This is a genomic window from Streptosporangium sp. NPDC001559 (assembly GCF_042893955.1).
Taxonomy (GTDB): domain Bacteria; phylum Actinomycetota; class Actinomycetes; order Streptosporangiales; family Streptosporangiaceae; genus Streptosporangium.
The window spans coordinates 19,400-34,341 of the sequence record NZ_JBIAVG010000017.1; the positions used below are offsets into that span (position 1 = coordinate 19,400).

Below are 14,942 nucleotides of genomic sequence, written 5' to 3' on the forward strand. Positions count from 1 at the left end.
GCGGGCGACCGGCCGGGTACGGCGACGGCCTCCGCCCGCGTCGCGCCGTGTCGCGGGCGGAGGCTCCGTACGTTGAGGGGCCGGCGCGGTCCCTCAACGTACGGCGACGGCGTAGGCGAGCAGCCACTCGACGCACTCGGTGACGTGCCTGGCGTGCGTCAGGTCCCGGCCCCAGGCGTACAGGCCGTGCCGGGCCACGATCACCGCCGGGACGGCCGCGTCGTGAGCCTCCTCGAAACGGTCTCCGAGTTCGGCCATGTCCTGGCTGTTGGCGATCACCGGGACGACCACCTCGTCGTCGTGCGCCAGCCGTCCGATGCCCTTGAGCATCTCGATGTCGCGCAGCGGCACGCCCCCTGGCCAGTGGTGCCCGGCGACGACGGCGTTGACGGTGTGGACGTGCACGACCGCGCCCGCGCCGGTCAGCGCCGCGACCCGGGCGTGCAGGCCCGCCTCGGCCGAGGGCCTGCGCGGCTCGACGCCCTCGACCGGCACCGTCTCACCCGCGGGGCCGACGACCGAGACGTCCGCGGCGGTCAGCTCGCCCTTGTCCAGACCGCTGGCGGTGACCGCCAGCCGCAGCGGGTCACGGCTGACGACCTCGGAGAGGTTGCCCGAGGTGCCGCGCATCCAGCCGAGCCCGGCGAAACGCGCCGACTCGGCGGCCAGCCGGGCACCGGCCCCGAGGACCAGCTCCGCCGTACGGGAGTCCCGCCCGGCGCTCATCGCGGCCCCCCGAAGCCCGGCCCCCCGAAGCCCAGCTCTTCGAAGGACGCGACGACCGGGTGCGGGCCGAAGTCGGCGTTCTCACCCGGCTCGCCAGGACGGCGCAGGCCCGTGGTCCGCCAGCCCGCGGCGGCGGCCGCGTCCAGCTCGGCGGGTACGTCGGACAGGAAGAGCAGATCCGTCCCGCCGAGTTCGGCGGCGATGCGCCGGTAGGACGACGCCTCCCGCTTCGGCCCCGCGTTCACCGTGTCGAACCACCCTTCGACGAGGACGGACAGGTCCCCGTCCCCGGTGTGCGTGAACCACGGGCGCTGGGCGGAGACCGAGCCGGAGGAGAAGACCGCCAGACGCCTCCCCTCGGCGTGCCAGGCGCGCAGGGCCGGGGCCACGTCGGGGAAGAAGTGCGCGGTCAGCTCGCCCGCCGCGAACCCCTCCGCCCAGATCCGCCCTTGCAGTGTCTTCAACGGCGTCGCCTTGACGTCGTGGTCCATCCAGTCGTGCAGCACCTTCACGACCTCCTCGGTGGTGCCGCCGCCGATCTCCTCGACGGCGGCGCGGACCTCGGGGTCGTCCCGGTTCGCGTCGATCCACGGTCCGAGTCTGGGCCTGGCGAAGGCGTAGAGCCCCACGTGTACGGACTCGGTGGAACTCGTCGTCCCCTCGATGTCGAGCACGGTCCATCCGGTCATCGGGTAAGCACCTCCACGAGGTCGGGGGCGGGCTCGCAGGCGAGGGCCGACGTGACGCCCACGGGGTACGGCGGGGTGTCGGTTTCGATGTGAACCATCAGCTCTCCTCGGTGCGGCCGGAAACGGCGAAGTGGTCGCGGACACGGGACGGCTCGTAGACGCCGTGCTCGGTCACGATTCTGGTCACCAGGCGCGGCGGGGTGGTGTCGAAGGCCGGGTAGTAGCCGACGACCCCCTCGGCCGCGGTGCGTCGTCCCAGCACGTGCAGCACCTCGTCGCCGTCACGCCGTTCGATCACGACGTCGTCGATCGTGCGCGCCTGCGGGTCCGGCGCGTCGATCAGCGCGTGGTACGGCACGCCGAAGGCGTTCGCGGCCAGGGCGACCCCCAGTGTGCCGACCTTGTTGACCACGTGACCGTCGAGCGTGACCCGGTCGGCCGCGGTCAGCGCCACGTCGGCGAGCCCGTCGGCCAGCGCGGCCGCGACCATCCCGTCGGTGATCAGGGTCGGCCGGTAGCCCATCTCGACGAGCGTGGCCGCGGTGAGCCTGGCGCCCTGCAGGTAGGGGCGGGTCTCGGTGCAGACGAACTCCAGGTGCTTGCCCGCGGACCGCGCCGCCCGCACGGTCGCGATGAGGAAGGCGTCGGCCCAGCAGTGGGTGAGCACCCGCGCGCCGTCACCGAGCAGGCTCGCCGCGTGACGGCCCAGGGCGGCGCTGCGCGCCCGGTAGGCGGCGTCGTGCGCGTTGGCGGCCCGGGTGACCGCCTCGACCAGCTCAGCGCCCGAGGTCGCCTCCCGCCCGTCGAGCACCACCCCGAGCACTCCCTGTACGGCGTCGCGGATGTGGTTGTTCGTCGGCCGTGTCGCGATGAGCCTGGCTCCCGCCCGGCGCAGGTGGGCGGCGGCCTCCTCCGGCGGCTCCCGCCGGGCCTCGCGGGCGGCCAGGACGAGTCCGGCGGTCGCCGCGAACAACGGTCCGGAGCTCTGCGTGACCATCCGTTCGATGGCCGTCGCGACCTCCTCGCTGGTCGTACAGCGCACCCAGCGCACCTCGAAGGGGTAGACGCGCCGGTCGAGGATCTCCACCGCGTCGTCGGTGATCCTGACGGAGTCGGCCAGGACGGGGGTGTCACTCATTGAGGCCTCCAGGAGACGTCGCCGCCCACGGGCGGCCGGGTACCGCCCGGCGTCATCGCGACGACGGCGACCCGGCCCCTGCCCGCGCTCATGCCCTCACTGAACAACGTCACGCCGCTCGGCGCCAGCCGTGTCCCGCCGGGCACCCGTGTGTTCCCGGCCTCCGGGAAGGCCGTGCGGCGCTCCGACGCCGGCACGGCTGTGCCGTCGCGTGGAGTGCGCGTCGGCCGTTCCCCTCGCGGGACGCGGGGTCAGACCGTCGCCGGTGCCCGCATCAGCTCGGTGCGGTAGCGGGCCAGGGCCGAGGGCAGGCCGATCATGACCACGCCGACGAGTCCGCCGCCGTCGTGGTAGCCGACCGCGACCTCCCCGCCGAGATCGCCTTCCAGCACCCGGATGTCGTCGCCGCCGAGCCCCGGGGCGCCGAAGGACTGGATGCGCAGGTCGTACTGGTCGCTCCAGAAGGTCGGCAGCGGCGTGAACGGGGCCGGATCGTGCCCGGCCTGCCCGAGGTCGGCCAGCAGGGTCGGCACCGCGCGCTTGGCCGTGTCCGTCGGAACGCTCCAGTGCTCGACCCGCCGGGCGACGTCGTCGTAGCGGGGGTTGGGGAAGCGCGCCACGTCGCCGACCGCGACCACGCCGGGACGGCCCTCGACCCGCAGCGCGTTGTCACAGAGCACACCGTCGGACAGGTCCAGGCCGTTGCCCCCGAGCCACTCGGTGTTGGCCGCGGAGCCGACCGCCTCGACGACCACGTCGGCCTCGGCCACGGTCCCGTCGGACAACTCGGCACCCGCCGGGGAACCCTCCCCGAGGAAGCGCCTGACCGTACGGCCCAGCAGGAACCGCACCCCCTCCTCCTCGTGACGGCGCCGGAGCGCGGCCCCCAGTCCGGCGCCGAGCGGGCGGAGCATCGGCTCGGCCTCGGGGGCGACCACGGTGACCTGGCAGCCGAGCACGCGGGCGGTCGCGGCGACCTCACAGCCGATGAACCCGGCCCCGACGACCAGCACCCTGGTTCCCGGCAGCAGTCGCGCGCGCAGCGCCGCCGCGTCCTCAATCGTCCGCACCACGTGCCGTCCCTCGGGGCCGGGCACGGGCAGCCGCCTCGGACGCATCCCGGTGGCCACCACCAGCCCGTCGTAGCCGATCTCGGTGCCGTCGGCGAGCCGTACGGCCCGTGCGGCCAGGTCGGCCGAGGCGATCGGGACGCCGAGCCGCCATATCACGTCGGCCACCGCCGGGCGGAGCCTGAAGGCGACCGCCTCGTGCGTGACCTCCGAGGCCAGCGCCTCCTTCGACAGCGGCGGCCGGTTGTACGGCAGGTGCCGCTCGTCGCCGACCGCGACGATCTCCCCGGTGAAACCACCCGCCCGCAGTCGTTCCGCCGCTCGCAGGCCGCCCATGGAGGCGCCCGCGATCACGATCCGGCTCGCTGCCACCGTCATCCCTCGACCGTGATGGCCTGGAGCGGGCACACGTCGGCGGCCTCCTCGACGGCGTCGCGCAGCGCCTCGTCCACGTCGGGCTCGTAGGCCAGCCTGCCGTTCTCGTCGAGCCGGAAGACCTCGGGCGCGGAGAAGACGCACTGCCCGTGGTCCTTGCAGACGCCCATGTCGACGATGACCTTCATTTCATTACTCCTGGTGGTACGGGGAGGGGCAGGGGTCGATGCGGTGCGGCGCCGGGAGAACTCCCGTCGGCGGGTCGAACCACGACAGGGCCTGACCGGTGCCCATGGAGTTCTCCTAACCGTTTGACTCCAAACAAACTAGGACCTGCCAATGGCGATGGTCAAGGCCGGCGATAAGTCGTTTGGAGTCAAACGAACTGCTCGAACAATATCGCGATTTTTCGTGGTATGTCGGTGAACCCGCAGGTCGGAGGGGAGGGTAAAGCGGGGGTTCGCCGTTCGCCCCGGTTTCATCGACGGTACGCGGGCCGGGCTTTCGGTCTGTGGGAAAGGGCTCTTGCGCCAACTTCATTTGAGCACATACGATCCCGGCCACGTGGTTCGTACGGGTACGAACGAAACATGTCTCCGTGCCGCCCCACACTTCTGTTCTGTCCCAATGGAGGGTCGCCATGGCCGTCAACGAATCGGCAGCCACCCCGGCCACGCTGTCACGCCGACGCATCGGCGTGCCGGACATCGTGTTCTTCGTGGTCGCCGCGTCCTCCCCGCTGACCGTCGCGGCGGGTGGGACCCCACAGAACTTCGCGACCACCGGTGTGCTCGGCGTGCCGTTGATGTTCCTCATCCTGGCCGCGGTGCTCGCCCTCTTCTCGGCGGGATACGCCGCGATGAGCCGTCACATCTCCAACGCGGGCGCCTTCTACGCCTACATCACCCACGGTCTCGGCCGTGTCCCCGGTGTCGGCGCCGCCTTCGTGGCGCTGGTGGCATACAACGCCATGCAGGTCGGGCTGTACGGCCTGCTCGGCTTCAGCACCTCGGGATTCCTCTCCGGGGTCCTGGGCGTCGAGGTGCCCTGGTGGATCGTCTCGCTCGTCTTCCTGGCGGTCATCGCCCTCCTCGGCTACCGCAGGATCGACCTCAACGCCAGGGTGCTCGCCGTCCTGCTGGTGTGCGAGGGCCTGCTCGTCCTGGTCTTCGACATCTCCCAGATCGCCACCGCCCCGCAGGGGCTGTCGCTGGAGCCGTTCGGCTGGAACGCGCTGACCACTGGGGCGGTCGGCGCCGCGTTCCTGTGGACGATGGCGGCCTTCATGGGCTTCGAGTCCGGGGCGATCTACAGCGAGGAGTGCCGGGACCCGCGCAGGACCGTCAGCCGGGCCACCTACATCGCCGTCGCCGTGATCGGTGTCTTCTACGCCTTCACCGCCTGGGCGACCGCGATGGGCGCCGGACCGGGCGACGTCATCGCCGCCTCCCGCGAGCACGGCCCCGAACTGGTCTTCGTGCTCGGCGAACGGGCGCTCGGCCCGGCCTTCTCGACCCTCGGCCAGGTCTTCCTGATCACGGCGGTGTTCGCCGCCACGCTCTCCTTCCACAACGCGGTCGCGCGGTACTTCTTCGCGCTCGGCCGTGAGGGTGTGCTGCCCGAGAAGCTCGGACTGTCACACCCCAGGCACGGCTCGCCGTACATGGGGTCGGTCAGTCAGACCGTCTTCGCGGCGGTCGTCGTGCTCGCCTTCGGCCTGTTCGGCGGGGACCCGATGGGCACGCTGTTCAACTGGTTCACCAACCTGGGCGCGCTGGGCGTGATCCTGCTGCTGGTCGCCACCTCGGTCGCGGTCGTCGGCTTCTTCCGCAAGGAACGGCGGGGGGAGAGCGCCTGGAACGTGGCGATCGCCCCGGTGCTGGCCGGGCTGGCGCTGTTCGCCGTCCTGTACGTCGCGTTCACCAACTTCTCCGCCCTGCTCGGCACCCCGCCGGACTCGGCGCTCAACTGGGCGCTGCCCGCCGTCGTGGTGCTGGTCGGCGTCGTCGGCCTGATCTACGGCGCCTACCTGAGGTCCGCCGATCCGCGGGCCTACGCGCGGATCGGACAGGGGGCGCCCGTGCGGGACTGACGGCCGTGCGAGGCGGCGCCGATCGGGGGATCGGGACTCCGGCAAGGGTGACCTATACTTGTTCGGGTCCGTACGATCCATCCTGAGCTGCGAAAATCCGCTCAGAGGTGGTTTTTTTCCTGGCCTTTGCGTCCTGTTCGGGACTGACGTCGAACGTATGGTTCGAGGCCAAATGAGGCGAGTCGAGGGAGACACCGTGAGCATGGATTCCGTGGAAGGCGCCGCCGGCCATCCGGGGGAGCGGGACGCCGCCGTCCTCAACAGCTTCCCGACCGGCGCCGAACTCGACAGCTACCTGCTCGGCGCGGGTCCCTACTACCTGCTCGAAACCGACCCCGTCCAGGAGTGACGGGGACGTCATCCGAACACCATCCGGAGGAGATCCATGCGCCTCGACGAGGTCGACCTGGCGGACAACGACAAGTTCCTGGACGGCGACACCCCCTGGCGCATGTTCGACGTGCTCAGAGCCGAGGCGCCGGTGCACTGGCAGGACGAGGGCGAGTACGGCAGCGGCTTCTGGTCGGTCACCCGGCACGCCGACATCGTGGCCGTCGACCGTGACGCCGAGACCTTCACCTCGACGAGGTTCACCAACCTCGAAGAGGTGGACGAGCGCCAGGCGACCATCCGGCGCTCCCTGCTGGAGACCGACGGCCCCCGGCACGGCGTGCTCCGCCGGATCCTGCAGCGCCAGTTCACTCCCCGCGCGATCGCCGGATACGAGGTTTTCCTGCGCGGCCTGACCGCCAGGACCCTGGACGCCGCCCTGGCCAAGGGCACCTTCGACTTCGTGAAGGAGGTCTCGGCGGACTTCCCGATCAACGTGCTCGCCAAGATGCTCGACGTCCCCGAGGACGACACCCAGCAGCTCATCGACTGGGGTAACCGCATCATCGGCAACACCGACCCCGACTACGCCGACGTGCTGCTGCACAGCCAGGAGAGCGAGAAGTACCGCGACCTGCCCTTCCGTAGTCCCGCCTCGCTTGAGGTCTTCGAGTACGGCCGGGAGCTGGCCCGCAAGCGCCGGGGCGGCGACGGTACCGACCTGGTCAGCAAGCTCGTCAACGAGCCGACCGCGGACGGGGTCCCGCTGTCGGAGCGCGACTTCGACAACTACTTCCTGCTGCTGGTGGTCGCGGGCAACGAGACCACCAGGCACGCGATCACGCACTCCATGCGCGCGCTGATCGACAACCCGGGCGAGGCCGAGCGGCTCCGCCGGGACCCGTCGCTGATGCCGGGCGCCGTCGAGGAGTTCCTGCGCTGGGCCTCCCCGGTCTACCACTTCCGCCGTACGGCCACGCGTGACGTGGAGATGCACGGCAGGCGGATTCGCGAGGGGGACAAGGTCGTCATGTGGTTCGCCTCGGGCAACCGGGACGAACGGGTCTTCGACGACCCCTACCGGTTCGACGTCACCCGCGCCGACAACGACCACATCACCTTCGGCAAGGGCAGCCCGCACTTCTGCCTGGGCAACGCGCTCGCCAGGCTGGAGATGCGGGTCATGTTCGAGGAACTGCTGCCCCGGATCTCCGACATCAGGCCGGCCGGTGAGTCGCGCCGCGTCCGCTCGAACTTCGTCAACGGCATCAAGACCCTGCCGGTCACGGTCACCCTGGCCTGACGACCGCTCCGTGAGGCCCGGATCCGCCGGGCCTCACGGAGCGGATCCGTCAGCGGACGGGATCGAAGTCCCGCAGGGCGGCGGGCTGCCTGCCCGTGACGATCTGCTCGGCGAGCAGGCGGCCGGTGACCGGACCGTGGGTGAGTCCCCACATGCCGTGCCCGCCCGCGACGAACCTGCCGGGCGCGTTCGTCGCTCCGACGAGGGGACGGCCGTCGGGGGTGACGGGACGCGGGCCGACCCACGCGTCGGTGAGCCCGTCCCACGAGACGCCGGACAGCAGCGGCCTGGCCGAGGCGATGATCGCGTCGATGCGTGCCCGGTCGAGAGGGGCGTCCGCGTCACGGAACTCCATCGTCCCCGCGACCCGCAGCTTGTCCTGGTACGGCGTGCACGCCACCCGGACGGCGGGCAGGTAGACCGGCCCGGGGACGGGCTTGTCGGTGGGGACGGTGAAGGAGTAGCCGCGTCCCGCGCGCACCGGGACCCGGACCCCCCAGGCCGCGCCGAGATCGTTCAGCCAGGCGCCGGTCGCCAGGACCACGGCGTCCGCGACGACCGTCTCCCCGGCCCCCGACCGTACGGCCAGGCCGCCCGCCTCCTCGTGCACCCCGGTCACCCGGAAGCCGGAGCGGATGACGACGCCCTTGGCGACGACCGCCTCGGCCAGCGAGTGGGTGAACCGTCCCGGGTCGACGTAACGCTGGTCGTCGAGCCGGATGCCCGCCCGCACCTTGGAGGACAGCTGCGGCATCTGCTCGCGCAGGGCGTCGCCGTCGAGCGCGGTGTAGTCGATCTTCAGGCCGGAGTCGTCGATGCGCCTGAGCTCGTGCAGCAGGCCGGTGGCCTGCCGTACGTTCTCGAAGGCCGCGGTGATGGGGGCCTTGATGGTCGGGGCCTCGACACCGCTGGAGGTCAGGATGTCGAACGCCGCGAGGCACTCCTCGTTGAAGGCGAGGTTGGCCTGAACGGCGCGGTTCCACGACTTCCAGGTGCAGTTCGCCGCGAACCGGGTGAGGAAGGACCACAGTCTGACGTCGGGGGTGGCGGGCACGTGCAGCGGCGCGCCGGGGTCGAGCAGGGAGCGCAGGCCGTACTTCAGGACGCCGGGCTCGTTCAGCGGGATCGCCAGGCCGGGGGAGAGCCAGCCCGCGTTGCCCCACGAGGCGCCCGCGGCGACGCCGTCGCGGTCGACCACGGTGACCTCGACCCCGTGCTCCCGCAGGAACCACGCGGTGGACAGGCCCACCACACCGGCACCGATCACCACGACCGAGCGCGGACCACCGTCGACACCCATGACCACTTCTTTCGCTTCTTGAGGGGGTTCCTACCATTCGAGCATCGTCGGAACAGAGGGGAAATGAACTGTATGCCGCGGACAAGTGGATCGGGGAGGTTTGACGGACAACGACAAAGACCGAAGATCAGGGGCGGCCGACCGCCAGGGCGATGATCATCGCCAGCCGCTTCTCCGGCATGTCGAGCCGCAGATCGGTGATCTCGGCCATCCTCCTGAGCCGGTATCTCACGGTGTTCGGGTGCACGCCGAGGCGTTCGGCAGCGGCGGCCAGGTCCCCCTGCGCCTCAAGCCAGGCGCGCAGCGTCGCGATGTGACGGGTGCCGTGCTCGGCGTCGTGCCTGGTCAGATCGGCGACGGGGCCTCGGGAGGGGACGCGCCCCGCGGAGGCCGCGGCCCGTAGCCGCTGCAGCAGGATCTCATCCCACGACTCGTCGTAGACGACCGCGACGCCGCCGCCGGGCCGCGCCGCCCGCAGGGCGAGACTCTCGTCGGCCTCCTGCCTGCAGGAGGGCAGCTGCGCCGGGTCCGCGGTGCCGCCGACCCCCGCGAGCACGGTGACCTGCCGGGGCAGCACCCGCACCATCGCGGCCAGCCAGTCCAGGGCGGGGGTCACGTCGTTGCCACAGGGCAGCAGCGTGTACAGGGTGTTGCCGAACAGCGTGCTGCGCCCGGGCCGTGACCAGCCGAACCCGGTGGTGGCCCGCTCGAACGCCAGCAGCACCGCGGCGTGCCGCTCCTCGGCGATGTGCGCCTGGAGCGCGATCACCCGGAACCGCCCCCTCGGCAGGCCGAGCCTGGTGATCACCGCGTGGGCGTCGGCCGTACCCTCGAGCAGGCGGATGACGAGGTCCGACTCCACCTGGCGCTCCAGGTCGGCGCTGACCCGGGAGCGCAGCAGGTGCAGCGCCACCGCCCGCGCCCCGTCACCGAGGACCGTCCTGTGCCGTTCCGGCAGGGGCCGTTCGCACTCGACCCAGATCGACCCCAGCAGCTCACGCCCCGCCCGCACGGCGACCACCATGCGACCCCTGAGGCCGTGCTCGGGGGAGGGGCCGACGAACAGGGGCTCGTCGGAGGTCGCCAGGTGCGCGAAGACCCCCTTGCCCTCGAACAGCCGCCGTACGGCATCCGGCACCCGCCTGCCCAGGATGGTCTCAAGCCGGGCCGGGTCCGCGGTCTGCTGCGAGCCCGAGTAGGCCAGGACGCGGGACATCTGGTCCTCGATCGTCACCGCGGAGCCGACCTCGGCGGCGAGGGTGTCGGCGAAGGAGAACAGGTCGGTGGGGCCCCGTCCGGCGTCGGTCTCGCGCCCTTCGAGCACCAGGCCGTAGACCACCCCGGACAGCTGACTCCAGGAGACCTCGGGCTCGACCAGCAGCACGGCGATCCCGGCGCCCGCGGCCTCGGCGAGCACGGCCTCGTCGAGTGGCGGGCTCACCCGGACCAGCATCGCGACGGCGCGCGCCGCCCGTGCCAGGCGGACCGCCTCGGCCGCCGAGTCCACGCCGACGGCCAGGAACACCTCACCCGTCGCGGGCCGGGTGTCGGTCGGGTCGTGCACGACCACACTGCGCAGTTCGACGTCCCGGGAGGCCGGGGCGCAGCACAGCCGGGCGCCGTACCCGCCGAGCACGTTGACCAGCCGGTCCAGCCTCAGCATCCGGCGCGCCCGGGAATGCGGCCTCTGGTGCGTTCCACATCCCGATTCTCCCCCGTCCCCGCCGTGCCCCCGCCGTGCCCCGGGAAGGGGCCCGCGGGCCTCCTGAAGGCCTACGGTGAGGACATGCGCCTGACCGCCTTCACCGACATATCACTTCGTATCGTGATGCGGTTGGCCGTGGCGCGGGAAGAGGACCTGCTCACCACCCGTACGGTCGCGCTGGCGCTGGCGGTGCCGTACTCACACGCGGCGAAGGCGGTGGCGCGCCTGGTCGAGCTCGGCCTGGTCGAGACCAGGCGGGGGCGCGGGGGCGGGCTCCGGCTCACCGGCGCGGGCCGGGACGCCTCGATCGGCGGCATCGCCCGCGCGCTGGAGAGCGGGGGAGACCTGGCCGGATGCGAGGACGACCCGCCGTGCCCGCTGCGGGCGGCGTGCAGGCTCCGTACGGCGCTGGCCGAGGCCAGGGAGGCGTTCTTCGCCTCGCTCGACCGGATCACCGTCGAGTCCCTGGTGGCCTCCCCGGCCGGTCCGGCGCTCATCCTGCTCGGACGGGGTCCCGGACCGGAGGAGCAGGAGGGGGACCTTCGTCCCTAGAGGAGATGGCTTTCGGCCCCGGTGACCGGTGGAGATCACGGGTTTTAATTTGCATGTCAGATGAATATTTAACTTCCTCCCGTTCTCTCCCATCCCCTCCCCTGGAGGCCACGTGCTTTCCCCGGAGTCCGCCGAGACCGTCCGCGCCACGCTTCCCGTCATCGGAGCCTCGCTCGACGCGATCACCACGCGGTTCTACGCCACGATGTTCGCCGACCGTCCCGAGTTGCTCGACGGCCTGTTCAACCGCGGCAACCAGGCCAGCGGTGAGCAGCGAAGGGCACTGGCCGGGTCCATCGCCTCCTTCGCGACCGCGTTGCTCGACCACCCCGACGAGCGCCCCGACCGGCTGCTCGCCAGGATCGCGCACAAGCACGCCGCGGTCGGGGTGACCCAGGACCAGTACGTCATCGTGCACAAATACCTCTTCGGGGCGATCGCCGACGTGCTCGGCGACGCGGTGACCCCTCAGGTCGCGCAGGCGTGGGACGAGGTCTACTGGCTGATGGCGGGCGCGTTGATCGCCATGGAGGCCCGCCTGTACGCCGAGGCGGGAGCCGGCGAGGGGGAGAGGACCTGGCGCCGCTGGAGCGTCGTCGAACGCCGCGAGGAGACACCCGACGTGGCCTCCTTCCTGCTGAGGCCGCTCGACGGGGAACCGGCACCGCCCGCGCGGCCGGGACAGTACGTCAGCGTCCGGGTGCTGATGCCGGACGGCGTCCATCAGCTCCGTCAGTACACCCTGTCGGGCGGGCGGGACGGTCTGCGGAGGATCACGGTCAAGCGGGTGCGCGGCGACGGCTCACCCGCGGGCGAGGTGTCCGGTCTGCTGCACGAAACGGTGCGAGCCGGTGACGAGCTGACGCTGTCCGCGCCGTTCGGAGAGGTCACGCTTGAGGACGGCGACCGCCCGCTCGTGCTCGCCTCGGCGGGCATCGGGTGCACCCCGATCGCCGCGATGCTGGGGCACCTGGCCGAGACCGGTTCCGGGCGTCAGGTCATGCTGCTGCACGCCGACCGCTCCCCGGCCAACCACGCGCTGCGCGAGGAGACGGCCGAGCACCTCGGGTCGCTGTCCCGCGCCGAGAGCCTCCTCTGGTACGAGGACGGGGCACCGGAGGGGGCCAGGACCGGGCTGATGGACCTGGCCGGAGTCGAGGTGCCCGACGGCGCGGTCGCCTACCTGTGCGGGCCGCTGCCCTTCATGCGCCGGGCGCGAACCCAGCTCATCCACGCCGGGGTGGCGGCGCGTGACGTCCACTACGAGGTCTTCGGCCCCGACCTCTGGCTGGCGGACGAGGACGCCTAGACGACAGAACGGCCACCCGGTGACCGTCCGGCGGGTGCCGGGCGGCCGCGGGTGGCCGTTCCTTTCTCTATGTGGTGTCCCGGCTGGCGGGATCGTGATGGTCCAGGGGGTGCGTCAGCCGTACGGACAGCGGGTCAGCGCTTCTCGGTCCTGAGGGAGACGATGGTCCCCGGCGGGAGGTAGGCCGTCGAGGTGGCGCCCGCGGAGACCCACGGCCCGACGCTGTAGACGTAGCCGACGGAGGGATTGGCGTGCAGGATGGTGACGCCGACCCGGTGCTGACCGGTGCCCGAGGCGCAGTAGCTGGAGGCGTAGGACCCCGAGGTGGAGACCTTGCAGTTCTCGGGGGCCGCATTGGCGCCGGAGGCCCCGCCGATCAGGAGCGCGCCGGTGAGCAGGGTCGCCGCGGACAGGGACAGGGCCCGGATGCGGGTTTTCAAGAGCGTTTCCTCCGGTGGGAGAGGTGGGGGGTGATTCGCGGGTACGGCGGAGCCGCCCGCGTGGCGGCCGGAGCGTGTGCTCCGGCGTCCGCTCTCCTGGGGTGGCACACACCAGGGAACGGAGGCTGGAGGGTCAGCGCGCGAGCGCGCCGACGGAGACGGCCGTGCTGGAGCCCGTGATGGAGGAGATCCGCCCGGCGGGCTTCAAGGGAGCGATCGCCCACGTTCTGGCTTTCACGTCTTCTTCCTCCGAGGGGGGACTTGGAGTGTCGGAAGCGCCGACCGAGCCTTTCCTTTAGGAAAGTTTCCTAAATAGGAAGATACTTGCCTGGGAAGATGAGTCAAGGGCCGACAGCGCGGTAATTTCGGCCGACCGTGAACCCCCTCCCGGAACGGCTATCGGACGTGCTCCCTCGGCCGCTCCCCGGAGAGCGTGGGAAGCGGTGAGGCGGAGTCCAGCGGGACCTCCTGCCCGCGTACCAGGTCGAGTTGGACCGTCTGGCGCGGCAGCAGCGCGTCCAGCAGCCAGTCGCCCGCGATGCGCGTCCTGCCCCCGGGGATCGCCAGCAGGTGGTACCCCCTGGCGACCACCTTTGCGGGCAGTCCGGAAAGAGGCACCCCCAGTGGGTCGGCGGCGGCCTTGACCCCGCCGAGGTCGACGACGAACCCGAGGTCGTGGTGCCGGTACGGCTCCCGCTCCGCCCTGCCGTAGGAGGCGGCCAGGTTGAGCGCGGCCCGCGCGCCCTGCCGTACGGCGTGCTGGGCGGTCATCGCGGTGTACTGGCCCGGCCTGGTCAGATCGGGTACGGCCGCCGCGTCCCCGCAGGCGAGGATCTCGGGATGGCCGGGTACGCCGAGATACTCGTCGACCAGCAACCTGCCCCGCTCCGTCGGCAGCCCGAGCGACTCGACCAGCGGGTCCGGCCGTACGCCGACGCACCAGATCAGCGAGCGGGTCGGCACGAACTCCCCGTCGGAGAGCCTGACCCCGTCCGAGGTCGCCTCGGCCACGCTGGTGCCGGTGCGGATCTCGACGCCGCGTTCGGCCAGGGTGCGGTGGGCGACCCGGGAGAGCCGCTCGTCCAGGTCGGGCAGGATGCGCGGGGCGAGGTCGGCCAGAATCCAGCGGACCGGCTGTTCGCGCAGGCCGGGACGGCGCCGCCAGGTGTCCAGTGCCAGCAGTTGCCCCTGCGCGGTGACCTCGGTCCCGGTGTATCCGGCGCCGACGACGACGAACGTGCAGCGGGCCCGGCGCTCCTCCCGGTCGTCGGAGGCGTCGGCGAGCTCGATCTGCCGGATGAGGTGGTCACGCAGGTAGAGGGCCTCGGCGAGGCTGCGGAAACCGTGCGCGTGCTCGGCCACCCCGGGAATGGGCAGCAGCTTGTTGACGCTGCCGACCGAGAGCACCAGGCGGTCGTAGCCAAGCTCACGGCTCCGCCCCTCGGGGTCGACGCACCGCACCCGCCTGCCCGCCACGTCGATCGAGTCGACCGAGGCGAGCAGGTGCCGTACCCCGGGGCAGACGCTCGTCAGGGGAATCGCGATCTTGCGTGGGTCGAGGATCCCGGCCGCGACCTCAGGAAGCAGCGGGAGGTAGAGGAAGTAGTCGGTCGGGTTGATCAGGACGATCTCGATCGCGCCGCGCGCCATCCGGGAGAGGGTCCGGGCCGCGCTGAAGCCCGCGAAGCCCCCTCCCACCACGACGATCCGTTGCCGCTTGCCCATGTCCGGCCTCCTCCGGTGGTGAAATCCCGCCCTGTCGGCCCTGCCCGTCACACGCGGCGTCAAGCGTCGGAGGGGCGTAACGCCCGTGTGAAAAACGGTGAACGCCGTCCAGGACGGTTCACCTCGGCTCGGGCTTTACCTGTGAACGACACGCCCTCCCTTGTTCATGAAACTTATGCCTGATAGAA

Annotated in this window: 15 protein-coding genes; 5 read left to right on the top strand and 10 right to left on the bottom strand. The window is 71.5% G+C overall.

Features of this window, described 5'->3' with window-relative positions:
- Positions 1-93 precede the first annotated feature (93 nt).
- The 6 genes from mtnB to ACFYY8_RS32040 form a co-directional block, all read right to left on the bottom strand.
- Positions 94-726, bottom strand: a complete 633-nt coding sequence (gene mtnB / locus ACFYY8_RS32015) for a methylthioribulose 1-phosphate dehydratase (RefSeq protein WP_390047445.1) — start codon at positions 724-726, stop codon at positions 94-96.
- Entirely contained in the window at positions 723-1,415 is a 693-nt protein-coding gene (mtnC, locus tag ACFYY8_RS32020) for an acireductone synthase (RefSeq protein ID WP_390047447.1), read from the bottom strand. Before mtnC ends, mtnB begins: the two co-directional genes overlap by 4 nt.
- Before the next feature lie 97 nt (positions 1,416-1,512).
- Positions 1,513-2,553 (bottom strand): s-methyl-5-thioribose-1-phosphate isomerase, encoded by a 1,041-nt coding sequence (locus tag ACFYY8_RS32025; RefSeq protein ID WP_390047449.1) that lies wholly within the window; start codon positions 2,551-2,553, stop codon positions 1,513-1,515.
- The gene (locus tag ACFYY8_RS32030) at positions 2,550-2,750 is read right to left on the bottom strand and encodes a hypothetical protein (RefSeq protein ID WP_390047451.1); all 201 of its coding nucleotides are present in this window, start codon (positions 2,748-2,750) and stop codon (positions 2,550-2,552) included. The genes ACFYY8_RS32025 and ACFYY8_RS32030 overlap by 4 nt, the downstream gene beginning before the upstream one ends.
- Before the next feature lie 54 nt (positions 2,751-2,804).
- Entirely contained in the window at positions 2,805-4,001 is a 1,197-nt protein-coding gene (locus ACFYY8_RS32035; protein ID WP_390047453.1) for an NAD(P)/FAD-dependent oxidoreductase, read from the bottom strand.
- A complete protein-coding gene (locus ACFYY8_RS32040; RefSeq protein WP_352008700.1) occupies positions 3,998-4,186 on the bottom strand; it encodes a ferredoxin in 189 nt (62 codons plus the stop codon). The genes ACFYY8_RS32035 and ACFYY8_RS32040 overlap by 4 nt, the downstream gene beginning before the upstream one ends.
- A gap of 452 nt (positions 4,187-4,638) precedes the next feature.
- On the opposite strand from ACFYY8_RS32040, the gene ACFYY8_RS32045 reads away from it, so the two are divergent.
- From ACFYY8_RS32045 to ACFYY8_RS32055, 3 genes are all read left to right on the top strand, one after another.
- Complete coding sequence (locus tag ACFYY8_RS32045) at positions 4,639-6,090, top strand: APC family permease (protein WP_390047455.1); 1,452 nt, start codon at positions 4,639-4,641, stop codon at positions 6,088-6,090.
- Between the two features lie 202 nt (positions 6,091-6,292).
- Positions 6,293-6,439: a hypothetical protein gene (locus ACFYY8_RS32050; RefSeq protein ID WP_352008702.1), complete on the top strand. Its 147-nt coding sequence runs from the start codon at positions 6,293-6,295 to the stop codon at positions 6,437-6,439.
- Between the two features lie 36 nt (positions 6,440-6,475).
- Positions 6,476-7,723, top strand: a complete 1,248-nt coding sequence (locus tag ACFYY8_RS32055) for a cytochrome P450 (RefSeq protein WP_390047457.1) — start codon at positions 6,476-6,478, stop codon at positions 7,721-7,723.
- Between the two features lie 49 nt (positions 7,724-7,772).
- Here ACFYY8_RS32055 and ACFYY8_RS32060 read toward each other — a convergent pair whose 3' ends face one another.
- Both ACFYY8_RS32060 and ACFYY8_RS32065 read right to left on the bottom strand, forming a co-directional pair.
- Complete coding sequence (locus tag ACFYY8_RS32060; protein ID WP_390047459.1) at positions 7,773-9,023, bottom strand: NAD(P)/FAD-dependent oxidoreductase; 1,251 nt, start codon at positions 9,021-9,023, stop codon at positions 7,773-7,775.
- 127 nt (positions 9,024-9,150) lie between these two features.
- Positions 9,151-10,686 (bottom strand): PucR family transcriptional regulator, encoded by a 1,536-nt coding sequence (locus ACFYY8_RS32065; protein WP_390047461.1) that lies wholly within the window; start codon positions 10,684-10,686, stop codon positions 9,151-9,153.
- Positions 10,687-10,809: 123 nt separating this feature from the next.
- Between ACFYY8_RS32065 and ACFYY8_RS32070 the strand changes: the two genes are divergently transcribed.
- Both ACFYY8_RS32070 and ACFYY8_RS32075 read left to right on the top strand, forming a co-directional pair.
- Positions 10,810-11,280, top strand: coding sequence for an RrF2 family transcriptional regulator (locus ACFYY8_RS32070; RefSeq protein WP_390047463.1), 471 nt, complete (start codon positions 10,810-10,812; stop codon positions 11,278-11,280).
- A 112-nt stretch (positions 11,281-11,392) separates the two neighbouring features.
- Positions 11,393-12,589, top strand: coding sequence for a globin domain-containing protein (locus ACFYY8_RS32075; RefSeq protein WP_390047465.1), 1,197 nt, complete (start codon positions 11,393-11,395; stop codon positions 12,587-12,589).
- A 134-nt stretch (positions 12,590-12,723) separates the two neighbouring features.
- Here ACFYY8_RS32075 and ACFYY8_RS32080 read toward each other — a convergent pair whose 3' ends face one another.
- On the bottom strand, positions 12,724-13,029 hold the full coding sequence (locus ACFYY8_RS32080; protein ID WP_390047466.1) for a hypothetical protein: 306 nt from the start codon (positions 13,027-13,029) through the stop codon (positions 12,724-12,726).
- Positions 13,030-13,425: 396 nt separating this feature from the next.
- A complete protein-coding gene (locus ACFYY8_RS32085; RefSeq protein WP_390047468.1) occupies positions 13,426-14,754 on the bottom strand; it encodes an NAD(P)/FAD-dependent oxidoreductase in 1,329 nt (442 codons plus the stop codon).
- Positions 14,755-14,942 lie beyond the last annotated feature (188 nt).

Excerpts from the sequence above, each read along its gene's own strand:
- ACFYY8_RS32055 (WP_390047457.1), top strand. The coding sequence starts at position 6,476 with ATGCGCCTCGACGAGGTCGACCTGGCGGACAACGACAAGTTCCTGGAC.
- ACFYY8_RS32045 (WP_390047455.1), top strand. The coding sequence starts at position 4,639 with ATGGCCGTCAACGAATCGGCAGCCACCCCGGCCACGCTGTCACGCCGA.
- ACFYY8_RS32050 (WP_352008702.1), top strand. The coding sequence starts at position 6,293 with ATGGATTCCGTGGAAGGCGCCGCCGGCCATCCGGGGGAGCGGGACGCC.
- ACFYY8_RS32035 (WP_390047453.1), bottom strand. The coding sequence starts at position 4,001 with ATGACGGTGGCAGCGAGCCGGATCGTGATCGCGGGCGCCTCCATGGGC.
- ACFYY8_RS32040 (WP_352008700.1), bottom strand. The coding sequence starts at position 4,186 with ATGAAGGTCATCGTCGACATGGGCGTCTGCAAGGACCACGGGCAGTGC.
- mtnC (WP_390047447.1), bottom strand. The coding sequence starts at position 1,415 with ATGACCGGATGGACCGTGCTCGACATCGAGGGGACGACGAGTTCCACC.
- mtnB (WP_390047445.1), bottom strand. The coding sequence starts at position 726 with ATGAGCGCCGGGCGGGACTCCCGTACGGCGGAGCTGGTCCTCGGGGCC.
- ACFYY8_RS32085 (WP_390047468.1), bottom strand. The coding sequence starts at position 14,754 with ATGGGCAAGCGGCAACGGATCGTCGTGGTGGGAGGGGGCTTCGCGGGC.
- ACFYY8_RS32060 (WP_390047459.1), bottom strand. The coding sequence starts at position 9,023 with ATGGGTGTCGACGGTGGTCCGCGCTCGGTCGTGGTGATCGGTGCCGGT.
- ACFYY8_RS32070 (WP_390047463.1), top strand. The coding sequence starts at position 10,810 with ATGCGCCTGACCGCCTTCACCGACATATCACTTCGTATCGTGATGCGG.
- ACFYY8_RS32025 (WP_390047449.1), bottom strand. The coding sequence starts at position 2,553 with ATGAGTGACACCCCCGTCCTGGCCGACTCCGTCAGGATCACCGACGAC.
- ACFYY8_RS32065 (WP_390047461.1), bottom strand. The coding sequence starts at position 10,686 with ATGCTGAGGCTGGACCGGCTGGTCAACGTGCTCGGCGGGTACGGCGCC.